Consider the following 15,652-nt stretch of genomic DNA (forward strand, 5'->3'; position numbering starts at 1 on the left):
CAGGACCGCGCGCCAGCTCTTTGAGAGATTACTTCTTCTTGTCGCCGCCGGCGGGAGCCTTGGCAGCCGCTGCCGGAGCAGCAGCAGCCGGAGCAGCCGCACCAGCCGCAGGAGCTGCCGCAGCCGGAGCCGCGCCACCAGCAGCTGCCGCAGCAGCAGCCTTCTGCTCTTCGGCGTAGCCGGACGGCGGCACGATGGTGACGAGGGTCGCGTCCTCACGGGTCAGCGCCTTCACGCCGGCCGGCAGCTTGACGTCCGACAGATGCAGCGAGTGACCGATTTCGAGCGAGCCGACGTCGGCCTCGATGTACTGCGGGATGCTCTCGACGCCGCATTCGAGCTCGATCGCATGGGCAACGATGTTGACGGTGCCGCCGCGCTTCACGCCCGGGGAGGCTTCCGACTTCACCACGTGCAAGGGAACGCTGATGCGGATGGTGGCGCCTTCGCCGAGCCGCATGAAGTCGACATGGATCGGGAAGTCCTTGACCGGATCGAGGTGATAGTCGCGCGGAATCACGCGGTGCTTCTTGCCCTCGAGGTCGATGTCGACCAGCGTGGTCAGGAACCGGCCGGCGAGGATGCGCTGGCGCAGTTCGCGATCTTCAATCGAGATCGTGACGGGGGGCTGGTTGTTGCCATAGATCACTCCGGGCACTCTGCCGGCGCGACGCTCAGCCCGGGCGGCCCCCTTGCCGCTCTTCGGACGTGCGGTCGCCTTCAATTCCTTGACGGTCGTCGCCATGTCGTTAAGTCCTTGTTTTTGCAAAAGTTAATGGGCCGCAGCGCGGCCCATGGCATCGTCCACAGCAAGCCTCCAGGGGTGCGGGGGCCGCGGACGTGGCGGGCTTTTACCCGGAAGATGCGGAAATGACAAGAAGAATGGGCTGGCGGGCCGCGCCGGACTAGCCGTCATTCCGGGGCGGTCGCGACAGCGACCGAACCCGGAATCTCGAGGTTCCGGGTTCGATGCTGCGCATCGCCCCGGAACGACAAATACCTATCCCCCCAGCTTCGCCTCCAGCGCCGTGATGCGCGCCTTCAGGGCCTCGTTCTCCTCACGCGCCAGGCGGGCCATGTCCTTGACCGCCTCGAACTCCTCGCGCTTGACGAGGTCCATGTCGCGCAGGAATTTCTCGGCCTGGGTCCGCATCACCGTGTCGAACTCGCGCTTGACGCCCTGAGCCGCACCGGCGGCGTCGTTCATCAGGCGGCCGATCTCGTCGAAAAACCGGTTGTTGGTCTGGGTCATGTCGGTCTCCTGGCGGCTCCGATAAACTTTGCGCGAACTCTCGGAAAGACAATGGCAATCCGATCGGGCCGGATCAAGGGCCGATCGGCCGTATCCTTGTCATGCCCCGGTTTCCTTGCAATCGTATTCAACGTCCCGGCATAAGAAGAATCACAAGGCGCACGAGATGATCGACCAGCAGATCGCGATTCCCACCAAGGACGGCCACACCGCAACCTTCATCAGCCATCCCGAGCGTGGCGGGCCGTTTCCGGTCATCCTGTTCTACATGGATGCGCCGGCGATCCGCGAAGAGCTGCGCGACATGGCGCGCCGGCTCGCGACATCAGGCTATTACGTGATGCTGCCGAACCTCTATTACCGCTCCGGCGTGATGGAGCTGGGCGCGCTGCCGGCCGACCCGAACGCACCGGAGCGCAAGCGCATGTTCGCGCTGATGAGTTCGCTCTCCATTCCCATGATCATGGACGACACAAGCGCGCTGCTCACTTACGCCGAGGGCCAGGCCGCCGCGAACACGAAGATTGTCGGCACCGTCGGCTACTGCATGAGCGGCCGCTACGCGGTCAACGCCGCCACGCATTTCCCCGATCGCGTCAAGGCCGCCGCCTCGGTCTATGGAGTGCAGCTCGCAACCGACCAGGACGACAGTCCGCATCTGGCCCCAGCCAAGACCAGGGCCGAGCTCTACTTCGCCTGCGCCGAGACCGATGTCTACGCGCCGCCGGAGATTATCGAAAAGGTCAAAGAGGGCATGAAAGGTGCCAAGGCCGAGGTCGAGATCTATCCCGGCACGCATCACGGCTTCGCCTTCCCCAAGCGCCCGGTCTATGACCGCGACGCCGCCGAGCGGCACTGGGAGCGTCTGCTGGCGCTCTATCGCCGCAATCTCGTGTGAGCAGCAGTATGATCGGCCTATCCGCGAACTCGGTGCACCTCTCCCGCTTGCGGGGGAGGTCGGCGCGAAGCGCCGGGTGGGGGTTCTCTCCACACGGAGATTATCTCGATTGCGGAGACACCCCCTCCCCAACCCTCCCCCGCAAGCGGGAGAGGGGGCGCAGCTCCGTCGGGGCCGCAGCTTGCCCATCAAACTCTAGAAACAAGGCGTGATGCCCTTTCTTCTCATCGACTTTCCCGCCTTCAAGCCGATCGCGATCGAGATCGGTCCGTTTGCGATCCGCTGGTACGCGCTGGCCTATATCTGCGGCATCGTGTTCGGCTGGCTCTATGCGCGCTCGCTCCTGAAGAACGAGCGCTTGTGGGGCGGGCCGGCGCCGATCTCGCTGGTGCAGGTCGACGACTTCATCCTGTGGGTCACGCTCGGCATCATCCTCGGCGGCCGCACCGGCTACGTGCTGTTCTACAATCTGCCCTTCTTCATCGAGCACCCCGCCGCGATCTTCCGACTGTGGGAGGGCGGCATGTCGTTCCACGGCGGCTTCCTCGGCTGCGTCGTCGCGGTGATGTGGTTCGCCTACCGCAACGGGATCCCGATCCTGTCGCTCGGCGACATCACCACCGCGGTCGCGCCGGTCGGGCTGCTGCTCGGGCGCATCGCCAATTTCATCAACGGCGAATTGTGGGGCCGTGCCACCGATGCGAGCCTGCCCTGGGCGATGGTCTTCCCCAACGATCCCACCCAGCTGCCGCGCCATCCGAGCCAGCTCTATGAGGCCGGCATGGAGGGCATCCTGCTATTCACGGTGCTTGCGATCATGATCCGCCTCGGCGCCCTGAAGCGACCCGGAATGATCCTCGGCGCCTTCATCCTGATCTATGGTCTGACCCGGATCGCCGGCGAGCATTTCCGCGAGCCGGACGTCCAGCTCGGCTTCCTCTGGGGCGGATTAACCATGGGCATGCTGTTGTCGATCCCGATGCTTATTGTAGGTCTCATACTTATTGTATTGGCTATCAGGCGCGGGGCGCCGAGGCCGATCGAGGCCATTCGTTAATTCCTTTCGAGAAGAAGGCCGTGACCGAACAGCCGCTACTCAACGAGATCAAGGCGCTGATCAAATCCTCAGGCCCCATGCCGGTCTGGCGGTACATGGAACTGTGCCTGATGCATCCGCGCTATGGCTATTACGTCTCTCGCGATCCGCTCGGGCGTGAGGGCGACTTCACCACCGCGCCCGAGGTCAGCCAGATGTTCGGCGAGCTGCTGGGCCTGTGGACCGCCTCGGTGTGGAAGCAGATGGGCTCGCCGCAATCTTTGCGGCTGATCGAGCTCGGCCCCGGCCGCGGCACCATGATGGCGGATGCGCTGCGTGCGCTCCGCGTGCTGCCGCCGCTCTACCAGGCGCTTCAGATCCACCTGGTCGAGGTCAATCCCGTCCTGCGCGAACGGCAGAGTGCGACGCTGTCGGGCGCGCGCAACGTCGCCTGGCACGACAGCATCGACGACGTGCCCGAAGGCCCGAGCATCATCCTCGCCAACGAATATTTCGACGTACTGCCGATCCACCAGATGGTGAAACGCGAGAACGGCTGGCACGAGCGCGTGATCGAGATCGATCCCAACGGCAAGCTTCAGTTCGGCGCGGCCTCCGAGCCGACGCCGCGCTTCGACGTGCTGCTGCCGCCCCTGGTGCGCGCCGCGCCGGTCGGCGCCGTGTTCGAATGGCGTCCCGACGGCGAGGTCATGAAGCTCGCCACGCGCGTGCGCGATCAGGACGGCGCGGCGCTGATCATTGATTACGGCCATTTGCGCAGCGATGCCGGCGACACCTTCCAGGCGATCGCGCGCCACACCTTTACCGATCCCTTGAAGGCGCCGGGTCAGGCCGACGTCACCGCCCATGTCGATTTCCAGGCGCTGGCGCGTGCGGCCGAGGATGTCGGCGCCCGCGTGCACGGGCCGGTGACGCAGGGCGATTTCCTCAAGCGCGTCGGCATCGACACCCGCGCGGCCGCCTTGATGCAGAAGGCAACGCCCGAGGTCGCCACCGACATTTCGGTGGCGCTGAAGCGCCTGACCGACACCGGGCGCAGCGGCATGGGCTCGATGTTCAAGGTGCTCGGCATCTCCGAGCCGCGGCTAACTGGCCTTGCCGGCCTCAGCGATCTCGAACACGCCGGAGGGAACTGATGACCCTCGCTTCGTCACTGCTGTCGGCGGTGCCAGGGCTGCGCCATTCCTTCTTCACCCGTGAAGGCGGCGTCTCCGGCGGCATCTACTCGGCGCTGAACGGCGGCCTCGGCTCCAACGATGATCAGGCCCTCGTCGCCGAGAACCGCCGCCGCATGGCCGAGCATGTCGGCGTGGCGCCGGAACGTTTCCTCAGCCTGCACCAGATCCATTCGCCCGACGTGCTCATTGCCGAGACGCCGTGGCCGAGCGGGCCGCGGCCGAAGGGCGACGCGCTGGTCACCAGGACGCCCGGCATCGCGCTCGGCGTCTCCACCGCCGATTGCGGGCCGGTGCTGTTCGTCGATCCCAATGCGCGCGTGATCGGCGGTGCCCATGCCGGCTGGAAGGGCGCGCTCACAGGCGTGCTGGAGTCCACGATTCTAGCGATGGAAAAGCTCGGCGCCACGCGCGGCGGCATCATCGCCGCGATCGGCCCGCTGATCCGGCAGGAGAGCTACGAGGTCGGCAACGAGTTCGTGGCACGCTTCATCGAGGCGGACGCGGACAACGCGATGTTCTTCATCCCGTCGGTGCGCGAGGGCCACGCGATGTTCGACCTCGCCGGCTTCATCCGGACGCGGCTGGAGGCCGCCGGCATCCTGATGATCGACGACCTCGGCCTCGACACCTATGCCGACGAGCGCTTCTTCAGCTATCGCCGCTCGGTGCATCGCAAGGAGCCGGATTACGGCCGCCACGTCCACGCGATCGCGCTCGAGGGGTGAACACACAGGCAACACGCCGTCATTCCGGGGCTCGCGAAGCGAGAACCCGGAATCATCGTGCAGCAATTTATGCGGAGAAATGGATTCCGGGTTCGCGCCAAGTGGGCGCGCCCCGGAATGACAGTGGGATGTGTCGCCCCTGCCCTAGACGTTAATGCGTTTTAACGATATCGCTGCCCTCCATAATGAGGGACGCGTCATTCATCCTGGGCCGCGCGGGTTCGCGCGTGCTGGCGGTCATGCTGCTGGCAGCGGCGACCGCGCTTGGCGGTTGCGCCGGCGGCGGCGGTGCCGCCAACTCCTATGCGATGGCGCCGAGCGCCGGCAGTGGAGCGACGGTGGCGTTCGAATCCATCGACGGGCCGCCGCCACAGGTGTTCGACCGCATGGTCGGCGTGCTCGACAGCGAATCCAAGCTGCGCAGCCTGTCCGTGGTCTCCCGCGAGGGGACGGCTGCCTATCGCGTGCGCAGCTACCTCTCCGCCCAGATCGTGCGCGGCAGGACCGTGATCGCCTGGGTCTGGGACGTCTACGACGCCAACCAGCAGCGGGCGCTGCGCCTCTCCGGCGAGGAACCCACCTCGGCCAAGGGTGGCCGCGATGCGACGCGCGATCCTTGGAGCGCCGCCGACGACCTGGTGCTGCGGAAGATCGCCCAGGCCGGATTCAGCGGACTTTCCAACATGATCAACGGCACGCCGGAGGCGCCGAGCGCTGCTCCGGGCCTGCGGGGACCTGCGGTGGCAAGCGTCACCCCGGAGGCTCCGGCACCGGAGATGCCGGCCTCGGCGCTCGGCTACGCCGAGCGATAACCCCCGCTAAACCACGGCCTCAAGTTGCGGCCAAACCGTTGGCCCGACTCAGGATTTTCAAAGGGAAAACGTAGCATCCCGGGTTGCCATTGCAGCCCCCGGCCTGATATTTCCTCGCCCGTCGTAACCGTGCTTCGAGTGGGTATTCCCAGATGTTGAACGTCCTATCCAGCAAAGCGCGGGAGGAAGCGTCCATGTCGGCCAAGAACGGCTCCATCAAGCTTGTCGCCGGCAACTCCAATCCGGCTCTCGCCCAGGCCATCGCGCAAGGCCTCCACCTGCCGCTGACCAAGGCGGTGGTCCGGCGCTTCGCCGACATGGAGATCTTCGTCGAGATCCAGGAGAACGTCCGCGGCTCGGATGCCTTCATCATCCAGTCGACCTCGTTCCCGGCGAACGACCATCTGATGGAGCTCCTGATCATCACCGACGCGCTGCGCCGCTCCTCGGCGCGCCGCATCACCGCGGTGCTGCCCTATTTCGGCTACGCCCGGCAGGACCGCAAATCGGGCTCGCGCACGCCGATCTCGGCCAAGCTTGTCGCCAACCTGATCACGCAGGCCGGCGTCGACCGCGTCATGACGCTCGACCTGCATGCCGGTCAGATCCAGGGCTTCTTCGACATCCCGACCGACAATCTCTACGCGGCACCGCTGATGGTGCGCGACATCAAGGACAAGTTCGACCTGTCCAAGACGATGGTGATCTCGCCCGACGTCGGCGGCGTGGCCCGCGCGCGCGGCCTCGCCAAGCGCATCAACACCCCGCTCGCCATCGTCGACAAGCGCCGCGAGCGGCCGGGTGAATCCGAGGTCATGAACGTGATCGGCGACGTCGCCGGCTACACCTGTATCCTGGTCGACGACATCGTGGACTCCGGCGGCACGCTGGTGAACGCGGCCGACGCGCTGATCGCCAAGGGCGCCAAGGACGTCTACGCCTACATCACGCACGGCGTGCTCTCCGGCGGCGCGGCCGCCCGTATCACGAACTCCAAGCTGAAGGAGCTCGTGATCACCGACTCGATCCTGCCGACGGACGCGGTGAGCAAGGCGCCGAACATCCGCACGCTCCCGATCGCCAGCCTGATCTCGGACGCGATCGCGCGCACCGCCGCGGAAGAGTCGGTGTCGAGCCTATTCGATTAATTCATCTACGCCGTCACGATCGCAAGGTGGGCAAAGGCGCGGCGCGCCGTGCCCACCTTTTTTGTTGCCATGCCTTTTATTGCCATGACGGTCATGGGCACGCTTCGCCCCACCCTGCCAGCTCGTGCTCCGACTGCACCGCAGCACAAGCCCCACGGGTTGTTGCCAATCGCGGCCCATGACATCATCCGGACGCCGAGTCATCTCTGCCCTCTGGATGCCTGATGCCACGCCGGAAATTTGCCTGGGAGAAGCTGTCGGACGACGAATTGCTCGCGCAACGTCTCTCTAGCCTGAGGGTTACGGTCGAAGGCACCTGGCTCGAGGATTGCGTCGCCACCCTCCACGAGGAGCTCGAAGAGCGGGGCATCCGGCTGCGACCGCATACATGGATCTCGAGCGAATGGTTCAGTCCGGGCGATGTACCCGGCATCGCCATCCCATTCTATCTCGCCCATCCCCGCCTGATGAAGCTCGAGAAGAAGATGATGTTCGACGTCGAGGGCGGAACCTGGCGCGAGTGTATGGCCATACTCCGTCACGAGGCAGGCCATGCCATCCAGCACGGCTATCAGCTGCAGCGCCGCCGGCGCTGGCAGCAGCTGTTCGGTCCGTCGTCGAAGCACTATCCGCGCTACTACCGGCCCAATCCGGCGAGCCGGCGCTACGTCCAGCATCTCCGGCTCTGGTACGCGCAGAGCCATCCTGACGAGGATTTCGCCGAAACTTTTGCGGTGTGGCTGCGGCCGCGTTCGAACTGGCGAACACGATATGCCGGCTGGCCCGCACTGAAGAAGCTCGAATATGTCGACGAGCTGATGGGCGAGATTGCGGGAAAGCGGCCGCTGATCACGACACGGGAGCGTGTCGACCCGTTGAGCAAGCTCGGCCAGACGCTCGAAGACCACTACAAGAAGAAGCAGGCGTTCTACGCCTTCACGCCGCCGAAGACCTACGACCGCGACCTCTCGAGGCTGTTTTCCGCCGATCCACGGCATCACCGCTCAAAACCGGCTTCGAGCCTGATCAGACGGCACCGCGCCCAGATCAGGCAATTGGTCGCGCGGTGGACGGGCGAGAACCAGCTCACGCTCGATGCCGTGCTTGACGACATGATCTCCCGCTGCCGCGAGCTCGATCTGCGCGCGGTCGGCCCCGAACAGAAGCTCGTTCTCGATTTCACCGTCCTCGTGACCGCCAAGACGATGCACGCGCTGTTTGGCCCGTCTCGGCGCAAATGGATCGCGCTATGAGACGCTTGCGCATTCTGGTCCTGATGCATCCGGATTTCATGCCTCCGGATTCAAGCGACGGATACACCGCGCAGGAAATCAACGCATGGAAAACGGAATACGACGTGGTGAGCACCTTGCGCACGGCCGGCCACGAGGTTCGCGCCCTCGGCGCGCAGGACGAAATCAAGCCGGTGCGCGAGGCGATCGAGGAGTTCAAGCCGCACGTGGTTTTCACGTTACTGGAGGAATTCCACAACAACGTCGCCTACGACCAGCACATCGCCAGCTATCTCGAGCTGATGAAAGTCCCTTATACCGGGTGCAATCCGCGCGGCCTGATCCTGGCGCGCGGCAAGGATTTGTCCAAGACGCTGGTGCATCACCGCCGGATCGCGGCGCCGGCCTTCGCCGTCTTCCCGATGCGCCGCAAGGTGAAACGCCCGACGCGCCTTGCGCTGCCGCTGATCGTCAAGAGCCTGAACATGGACGGGTCCTTCGGCATCTCGCAGGCATCGATCGTCGATACCGACGAGAAGCTCGCGGAACGGGTCGCCTTCATCCACGAGCGGGTCGAATCCGCCGCGATCGCCGAGCAGTTCATCGAGGGGCGCGAGCTTTACGTCGGCGTGCTCGGCAACAACCGGCTGCGCGTCCTGCCGATCTGGGAACTGAAATTCGGCAGCATGGGCGGGCGCAGGTCACGGCACATCGCCACGGAGAAAGCCAAGCACGACACCGACTATCAGGAGAAGGTCGGCATCGTCGACGGGCCGGCGAAGGACCTCGCGCCCGAAGTCACCGCGCGCATTCAGCGCGCCGCGAAACGCATCTACCGAGCGCTTGGCCTCGACGGCTACGCCCGTATCGATTTTCGTCTCGCCGCCGACGGCACGCCGTATTTCATCGAGGCCAATCCCAACCCCGAGATCGCCAGGAGCCAGGAGTTCGCCACGGCGGCTCAACATGCCGGGCTCAAATATCCGGATCTCCTGCAGCGCATCCTGGCTCTCGGAATAAGCCGGGCCAAGGCGGGGGTGTCGCTGGGGTAATGCAAGATGGCAGCGATCATAAGGTAACCCCTCATCCTTCGAGACGCGCTACGCGCTCCCTGGGATGAGGGGTGATGGTCGTTGCGTTGGGTTAGGCAATTCCCGCCGCGACCTGGCCGCGCAAACGCTCCAGGCCTAGCAGCGTGTTGGCGCAGGCTTCCGCGACCTCGACGCCCTTGATCGCAAAATGCCTGCGGAAGAAATCGTAGTGCACTTCGGTCTCGTGGAATTGCTGCGGCGTCAGCACCGCCGAGAACACCGGCACCTCGGTGCGCAGCTGCACGTCCATCAGCGCCTTGATCACGGTGTCGGCGACGAACTCGTGGCGATAGATGCCACCGTCGACGACGAGGCCGGCCGCGACGATCGCGGTGTAGCGCCGCGTCTTGGCGAGGATCTGCGCGTGCAGCGGGATCTCGAACGAGCCCGGCACCTCGAACACGTCGACATGGGTGAGGTGACGCGCCTCGGCCTCCTTCATGAAGGCGATGCGGGCCTCCTCGACCACGTCGCGGTGCCAGCAGGCCTGCACGAAGGCCACCCGCTGCGGCTTTGCAAAACGCGGATGCTCGATTGCCGGCGGGTCCACGGGAACCGGCGGCTGGGTTGTCTCGGCAGTTTCGGCTTTGGAAGTTTGGACTTGGGAAGTTTGGACTTGGGGATCTTGCAACATCTGATTCATGGCTTTCCTCAGTTAAGGACCAGAATCAGGGCACACGGAACGACAAACAGCCGCACCTTGCGATGCGTCTGCCACCGACCGTTCTCTTTCATCCGGACTTTAACCGTCGGCTTCGGAGTTGCACCGAATCTGCTGACCCTTCCCTCTCAAGGGGTCCCCGAGGGAATCCCTATCAAGGAGAAGGCGCTCGCGGGCTTGGGCCTTTCGGCCCTTACCGCCGGTGGGGACTTTCACCCCGCCCTGAGAACTTATCCACCCGATATGGGTGGACTATTTCGAATTATGACGAACAGGGAGGCGGCCAGCAAGAACCTTCCTTATGGGTACTACGCATGTGCCTATGACGTCAGGGCGAAACTCTGCGAAAATCCTGCGGGGCAGAAGGTCGAACAGGGCGGGACCGATCCGGACCCGCAAGGAGGGCACCGGCACGTGGAACGCAGCAGGCGCCGGCGGATCCGATTCCGGTTTGTTCTCCTCCGTTAAGAATTGTGGCGGAGATGAGCTGTGGACGAACGAGTCCTGACTTGTGGACGGACTCGGCAGCCAGTTGCGCAGATTCCGCAAATCACATCAGTTGATCCGCGACAAGCCCGCGCTGATCCCGGGATCGCGAGAGCGACGCCAAGGGATCGCCTTAGCAATATTAAGGGAGCGCGCGCCGGACCAACCGCGTGCGTATCAAAGACAACAAGAAGGCAAGAGGTCGAGACGGCATGTCCCTGCTCGAAGGCGCTATCGATTCCCGAAATCACCCGCTCGCGGTGGTCGAGGATATCGCTGCCAGCAACAACTGGCCGTTCGAACGCTCCGGCGAAGACGAACTCACGATTGTCTCGAAGGGACAATGGACCGACTACCAGCTCTCCTTCACCTGGATGGGCGGGATCGAGGCGCTGCATCTGGCCTGCGCGTTCGACATGAAGATTCCGGTCGCGCGGCGGAGCGAAGTGCAGCGGCTCGTCGCCGCCGTCAACGAGCAGTTGTGGGTCGGCCATTTCGACCTGTGGACCAACACCGGCATGGTCATGCACCGCCAGGCCCTGGTGCTGCCGGGCGGGCTTACCGCCTCGACCGCGCAATGCGAAGCCATGCTCGCCGGCGCCATCCACGCCTGCGAGCGCTACTTCCCGGCGTTCCAGTTCGTGGTGTGGGCGGGCAAGACCACGACGGAAGCGATGGACGCGGCGATGTTCGACACGGTGGGAGAGGCGTAGGGCCTCTCGTGACGTAAGGGCGCTCCCTCCCCACATCATCCCGGACAAGCGCGCCCAAAGCGCGCGCAGATCCGGGATCCATACCGCGTGATTTCGTTTGTGGCACGCGGCTTGTTGCCAACAGCTGCATCCACTAGAAACATTCGTGGTTATGGGTCCCGGCCTTCGCCGGGACGACACCGAATTTGTGGTGACCACAGTGGCGAACAGCACTCTTCAAAACATCACCGGCACCATCCTTCTCGCCGGCGCCGGCAAGATGGGCGGCGCGATGCTGACCGGATGGCTGGCGGGCGGACTCGATCCGCGCCGCGTCGCGGTGGTCGACCCGCACATCGCACCTGAGATCAGCGCGCTTGCCGCCAAGGGCGTGGCGCTCAATCCCGATGCGAAGGCGGCAGGCCAGGTCGAGACGATGGTCGTCGCGGTGAAGCCGCAGACGTTCCGCGAGGCCGGCGCGAAGCTGAAGCCCTTCGTCTCGGAGAAGACCTCCGTGGTCTCGATCATGGCGGGAACCACGATCGCCTCGCTTCAGGAGGTCTGCGGCGGCGCTGTCGTGCGCGCGATGCCGAACACGCCGGCCGCGATCGGCCGCGGCATCACGGTGGCGGTTGCGGCGAAGAACGTCAGCACCGCGCAACGCGCGGTGGCCGACGCGCTGCTGCGCGCCACCGGCTCGGTCGAATGGGTCGAGGATGAGAGCCTGATGGATGCGGTGACCGCGGTGTCCGGCTCGGGACCGGCCTATGTGTTCCTGCTCGCCGAGGAACTTGCGCGCGCCGGTGTCGAAGCGGGATTGCCCGAGGCGCTGGCGACGAAGCTCGCGCGCGAAACGGTGGCAGGCTCGGGCGAGCTGCTGCATCAATCCGAGCTGCCCTCCGGCACGCTGCGCCAGAACGTCACCTCGCCCGGCGGCACCACGGCCGCAGCGCTCGGCGTGCTGATGGGCGAGCCCGGCCTGCGCGACCTGATGATCCGTGCAATCGCAGCGGCGACGCAGCGGTCGAAGGAATTGGCGAAGTAGCAAGATGCCGTAGGGTGGGCAAAGCGAAGCGTGCCCACCACATCTGTCTTGCACGCTGAGCAATGGTGGGCACGGCGCTTCGCGCCTTTGCCCACCCTACGATTTCGAGCCTGCCCCGAGCCGCTTGTTGAACATCTCGACATTGACGAGCCCGCGCGCGTGGCGGCCCTCGCCGAGCTTGCGCGTGCCCTCGAACGCCTCGACTTCGAAACGGATGACGCGGCGCTCGACCGCGACCACCTTCGCGGTGGTCCGCACCGTCGCGCCGACCAGGGCGGCTGCGAGATGGCGGATGTCGACCTCGGTGCCGACGGTGACCCAGCCCGGCTGAAGCGCAGGGCGGATCGCATCGCCCGACGTCATCTCCATCTCGAGGATCATCATCGGCGTCGCATAGACAAAAGGCATGCCCGGCACGAAGTGCCCGACCGTGCGCTCCACTGGGACCACCAGCGTGCGCTCCGCGCTCATGCCTGTCGTGATGAAGTCGCGTGCGTCCATGGTGCTTGCTCGTCATTCCGGGGCGCGCGAAGCGCGAACCCGGAATCCAGAAGTTTACAGCTCGAGATTCCGGGTTCAGCCCTAACGGGCTGCCCCGGAATGACGCTAACGCGTCACTTCTTCGCAGCCGCCGCGCGCTCCACGAACGTCTTGCCGCCCTTCATCTTGTGGCGGAGCGGGGCTTCGTTGATCTGGATGACGACGGCATCGGCGTCGACGCCGAGATTCTTCACCAGTGCCTGCGTGATGTCACGCATCATGCCGGCCTTCTGTTCATCGGTGCGGCCTTCGGCCATGCTGACGGTGATCTCAGGCATCGTTTTCTCCCTGCTGCTGTCGTCATGATCGGGCTTGTCCCGATCATTCAAAGTCGTGTGCATCAAACAGGACGTGGATGCCCGGGACAAGCCCGGGCATCAGGCGATGCGCGAATAGCTAGCCCCAGCTCACGTCATGGCGCGCCAGCACCTCGCGCACCTTTGCGACGAGATCGGCTTCGCCGCACGAGAACTGCGCCGGGCGGCTCTCGCGCCATTCCTGGTTGGAAGCAATCGCAGCGGCCGCTTTCGCGCCTTCGATCAGGTCCTTGATCTGCAGCTCGCCGCGCGCCTTTTCGTCCGAGCCCTGGATGATGACGCAAGGGCTGTTGCGGCGGTCGGCATATTTGAGCTGGTTGCCCATGTTCTTGGGATTGCCGAGATAGAGCTCGGCGCGGATGCCGGCGGTGCGCAGGCTTGCCACCATCTTCTGGTAGTCGGCGACGCGGTCGCGGTCGAACACGGTGACGACGACGGGACCGAACTCGGGCCGCGTGTCGAGCTTGCCGAGCAGCGTCAGCGCAGCCTGGAGCCGCGAGACGCCGATCGAGAATCCGGTCGCCGGCACCGGCTCGCCGCGGAAGCGCGAAACGAGGCCGTCGTAGCGGCCACCGCCACCGACGGAGCCGAAGCGTACCGGGCGGCCCTTCTCGTCCTTGGTGTCGAGCAGGAGTTCGACCTCGTAGACGGGGCCGGTGTAGTATTCGAGGCCGCGCACAACGGAGGGGTCGATCTTGATGCGGTCCGCACCGTACCCCGACGCCATGACCAGCTTGGCGATCTCTTCCAGCTCGCTCACGCCGGCCTGACCAACTTCGCTCTTGGCGAGGTAAGCTTCCGCCGCGGCAATGGCTTCTTTCCAATCGTCGCGCGGTTTGGTGATGGCCAGAACAACGTCGGCCTCCGCCGCGCTCAAATTGGCGCCTTTCGTGAAGTCGCCCTTGCCCTCTTCGCCACCATCCCACCTGCCGGGACCGAGCAATTTACGCACCTCATCGGCGGGAAACTTGTCGAGCTTGTCGATTGCGCGCAGCACAGTCAGCCGGCGTGCGGCATTCTCGTCGCCGGCAAGTCCAATGGCTTCCAGAACACCGTCGAGCACTTTTCGGTTGTTCACCTTCACCACGTACTGGCCGCGCTGAACGCCAAGCGCCTCCATCGTGTCCGCAGCCATCATGCAGATCTCGGCATCCGCCGCCGGCGTTGCCGAGCCGACCGTGTCGGCATCGAACTGCATGAACTGGCGGAAGCGGCCGGGGCCGGGCTTCTCGTTGCGGAAGACGTAGCCGACGCGGTAGCTGCGGTAGGGCAAGACCAGACCGTCCGTCCCGTAGCGCTCGCCGACATAGCGGGCGAGCGGCGCGGTCAGATCGTAACGCAAGCTGATCCACTGCTCGTCGTCGTCCTGGAACGAGAACACGCCCTCGTTCGGGCGGTCCTGGTCGGGCAGGAACTTGCCGAGCGCGTCGGTGTATTCCATCGCCGGCGTCTCCACCGGCTCGAAGCCGTAGAGCTCGTAGACGGCGCGGATCTTCTCGACCATCTCGCGCGTCGCCCGGATCGCGGCGGGATCGCGATCCTCGAGCCCGCGCGGCAGGCGCGCCTTCAGTTTCTGGGGTTTTTTGGGTTTTTCGGCCATGCGCGGCGTTTACCAGCCGACGCGCGAGGCGGCAACCGGGGCGGCAAGCCGGGGGGCCCCAAGTCCACCCGCCTCGGCGTCATTCCGGGGCGATGCGCAGCATCGAGCCCGGAATCTCGAGATTCCCCGGTGCGCAACTGCGCACCTCAGGTCTGGTCCTTCGGACCATCCCGGAATGACGACTGCTTCCCTACGGCTGCTCCATGCGCGCCCGGAGGGCGTCCGCGTCCGCCTTCGGCAGCGACTTCAGCGTCGGCTTGATGGTTTCGCCGCCGACGATCTTGCCGTTGCGCATGAACATCCAGTCCGAGATGTCGGCTTCGCTGAATGTGACCTTATCGCCTGCCCGCTTGCCGGGCAGATCACGCGGTTCGTTGGCGAACACGCCCGAATAGGCCCCGTTCGGCAGTTTCTTCACCTCGGCGATCCAGATGTGCTCGCCGCCTTTGCGGGTGAAAAAGCGCACTTTCAGGGCGTGCCCGGTTTCCGACGGCTTGGGCGCCTCATAGGACGCCCAGAAGGTCGGGAGGGTGCCGCGGGCGCGTGCGATCGCGGTGTTCATCTCGGGGTCGGTGGTGCGCACATCGACAACGGGCGAGCGGTCTTCGGCTGCGACCTCCGGCTTGGGGCCGATGGTCAGGATGCCGAAGACGGTGATGCCGGTGATTGCGGCGAGGACGACCCATTTCAGGGGCTGGGAAAGCGTGGATGCCATGATCGCGATGTCCGGATGCGTCAATATCTCCGGGCTTTGTCGCGGGATCGTGGCGGGGCGTTCATGATGCCCGCTCTTCGCCTCTCCCCGCTTGCGGGGAGAGGCCGGAATGCGCGCAGAACGCGCGGATTCCGGGTGAGGGGTACTCTCCGCGAGTCCAACTGCCAGCGTCCCCGTGGAGACTCCCCCTCATCCCGACCCTC

At 65.1% G+C, this 15,652-nt stretch carries 17 protein-coding genes and 1 riboswitch; of the genes, 10 read left to right on the plus strand and 7 right to left on the minus strand.

Features of this window, described 5'->3' with window-relative positions:
- Positions 1 to 28 precede the first annotated feature (28 nt).
- Together WN73_RS24390 and WN73_RS24395 are read right to left on the minus strand one after the other, a co-directional pair.
- Complete coding sequence (locus tag WN73_RS24390) at positions 29 to 745, minus strand: 50S ribosomal protein L25/general stress protein Ctc (RefSeq protein WP_011090175.1); 717 nt, start codon at positions 743 to 745, stop codon at positions 29 to 31.
- Positions 746 to 1,000: 255 nt separating this feature from the next.
- Complete coding sequence (locus WN73_RS24395) at positions 1,001 to 1,252, minus strand: accessory factor UbiK family protein (RefSeq protein WP_011090176.1); 252 nt, start codon at positions 1,250 to 1,252, stop codon at positions 1,001 to 1,003.
- A gap of 166 nt (positions 1,253 to 1,418) precedes the next feature.
- On the opposite strand from WN73_RS24395, the gene WN73_RS24400 reads away from it, so the two are divergent.
- From WN73_RS24400 to WN73_RS24435, 8 genes are all read left to right on the plus strand, one after another.
- Entirely contained in the window at positions 1,419 to 2,150 is a 732-nt protein-coding gene (locus WN73_RS24400) for a dienelactone hydrolase family protein (protein ID WP_271555194.1), read from the plus strand.
- A 211-nt stretch (positions 2,151 to 2,361) separates the two neighbouring features.
- On the plus strand, positions 2,362 to 3,207 hold the full coding sequence (gene lgt / locus WN73_RS24405) for a prolipoprotein diacylglyceryl transferase (RefSeq protein ID WP_038967285.1): 846 nt from the start codon (positions 2,362 to 2,364) through the stop codon (positions 3,205 to 3,207).
- Positions 3,208 to 3,227: 20 nt separating this feature from the next.
- Positions 3,228 to 4,343, plus strand: coding sequence for a class I SAM-dependent methyltransferase (locus WN73_RS24410; protein ID WP_011090179.1), 1,116 nt, complete (start codon positions 3,228 to 3,230; stop codon positions 4,341 to 4,343).
- Positions 4,343 to 5,110 carry a peptidoglycan editing factor PgeF gene (gene pgeF, locus WN73_RS24415; protein WP_011090180.1) on the plus strand — a complete coding sequence of 256 codons (768 nt, stop codon included), beginning with the start codon at positions 4,343 to 4,345 and terminating at the stop codon, positions 5,108 to 5,110. The genes WN73_RS24410 and pgeF overlap by 1 nt, the downstream gene beginning before the upstream one ends.
- Before the next feature lie 185 nt (positions 5,111 to 5,295).
- Entirely contained in the window at positions 5,296 to 5,922 is a 627-nt protein-coding gene (locus WN73_RS24420; RefSeq protein ID WP_011090181.1) for a hypothetical protein, read from the plus strand.
- 194 nt (positions 5,923 to 6,116) lie between these two features.
- Positions 6,117 to 7,070 carry a ribose-phosphate pyrophosphokinase gene (locus tag WN73_RS24425; RefSeq protein WP_028174674.1) on the plus strand — a complete coding sequence of 318 codons (954 nt, stop codon included), beginning with the start codon at positions 6,117 to 6,119 and terminating at the stop codon, positions 7,068 to 7,070.
- Between the two features lie 224 nt (positions 7,071 to 7,294).
- Positions 7,295 to 8,323 (plus strand): putative zinc-binding metallopeptidase, encoded by a 1,029-nt coding sequence (locus WN73_RS24430; protein WP_011090184.1) that lies wholly within the window; start codon positions 7,295 to 7,297, stop codon positions 8,321 to 8,323.
- Complete coding sequence (locus WN73_RS24435) at positions 8,320 to 9,354, plus strand: D-alanine--D-alanine ligase family protein (RefSeq protein ID WP_271555198.1); 1,035 nt, start codon at positions 8,320 to 8,322, stop codon at positions 9,352 to 9,354. The genes WN73_RS24430 and WN73_RS24435 overlap by 4 nt, the downstream gene beginning before the upstream one ends.
- 91 nt (positions 9,355 to 9,445) lie before the next feature.
- Here the strand turns inward: WN73_RS24435 and WN73_RS24440 are convergent, their stop codons facing one another.
- On the minus strand, positions 9,446 to 10,036 hold the full coding sequence (locus WN73_RS24440) for a 6,7-dimethyl-8-ribityllumazine synthase (RefSeq protein WP_011090186.1): 591 nt from the start codon (positions 10,034 to 10,036) through the stop codon (positions 9,446 to 9,448).
- A gap of 76 nt (positions 10,037 to 10,112) precedes the next feature.
- Positions 10,113 to 10,288: riboswitch (FMN riboswitch) on the minus strand.
- Positions 10,289 to 10,752: 464 nt separating this feature from the next.
- Here WN73_RS24440 and WN73_RS24445 point away from each other — a divergent pair.
- Together WN73_RS24445 and proC are read left to right on the plus strand one after the other, a co-directional pair.
- Positions 10,753 to 11,253 (plus strand): YbjN domain-containing protein, encoded by a 501-nt coding sequence (locus WN73_RS24445; protein ID WP_028174670.1) that lies wholly within the window; start codon positions 10,753 to 10,755, stop codon positions 11,251 to 11,253.
- A gap of 151 nt (positions 11,254 to 11,404) precedes the next feature.
- A complete protein-coding gene (gene proC / locus WN73_RS24450) occupies positions 11,405 to 12,277 on the plus strand; it encodes a pyrroline-5-carboxylate reductase (protein ID WP_271555279.1) in 873 nt (290 codons plus the stop codon).
- Positions 12,278 to 12,373: 96 nt separating this feature from the next.
- Here proC and WN73_RS24455 read toward each other — a convergent pair whose 3' ends face one another.
- From WN73_RS24455 to WN73_RS24470, 4 genes are all read right to left on the minus strand, one after another.
- A complete protein-coding gene (locus WN73_RS24455; protein ID WP_011090189.1) occupies positions 12,374 to 12,778 on the minus strand; it encodes a thioesterase family protein in 405 nt (134 codons plus the stop codon).
- A 113-nt stretch (positions 12,779 to 12,891) separates the two neighbouring features.
- Positions 12,892 to 13,158, minus strand: a complete 267-nt coding sequence (locus tag WN73_RS24460) for a tautomerase family protein (protein ID WP_011090190.1) — start codon at positions 13,156 to 13,158, stop codon at positions 12,892 to 12,894.
- Between the two features lie 55 nt (positions 13,159 to 13,213).
- A complete protein-coding gene (hisS, locus tag WN73_RS24465) occupies positions 13,214 to 14,734 on the minus strand; it encodes a histidine--tRNA ligase (protein WP_028174668.1) in 1,521 nt (506 codons plus the stop codon).
- A 190-nt stretch (positions 14,735 to 14,924) separates the two neighbouring features.
- Positions 14,925 to 15,449 carry a YegJ family protein gene (locus tag WN73_RS24470; protein ID WP_011090192.1) on the minus strand — a complete coding sequence of 175 codons (525 nt, stop codon included), beginning with the start codon at positions 15,447 to 15,449 and terminating at the stop codon, positions 14,925 to 14,927.
- Positions 15,450 to 15,652: the final 203 nt, after the last annotated feature.

Origin of the sequence: Bradyrhizobium sp. CCBAU 45394 (assembly GCF_028128655.1) — a bacterium.
Taxonomy (GTDB): Bacteria; Pseudomonadota; Alphaproteobacteria; order Rhizobiales; family Xanthobacteraceae; genus Bradyrhizobium; species Bradyrhizobium diazoefficiens.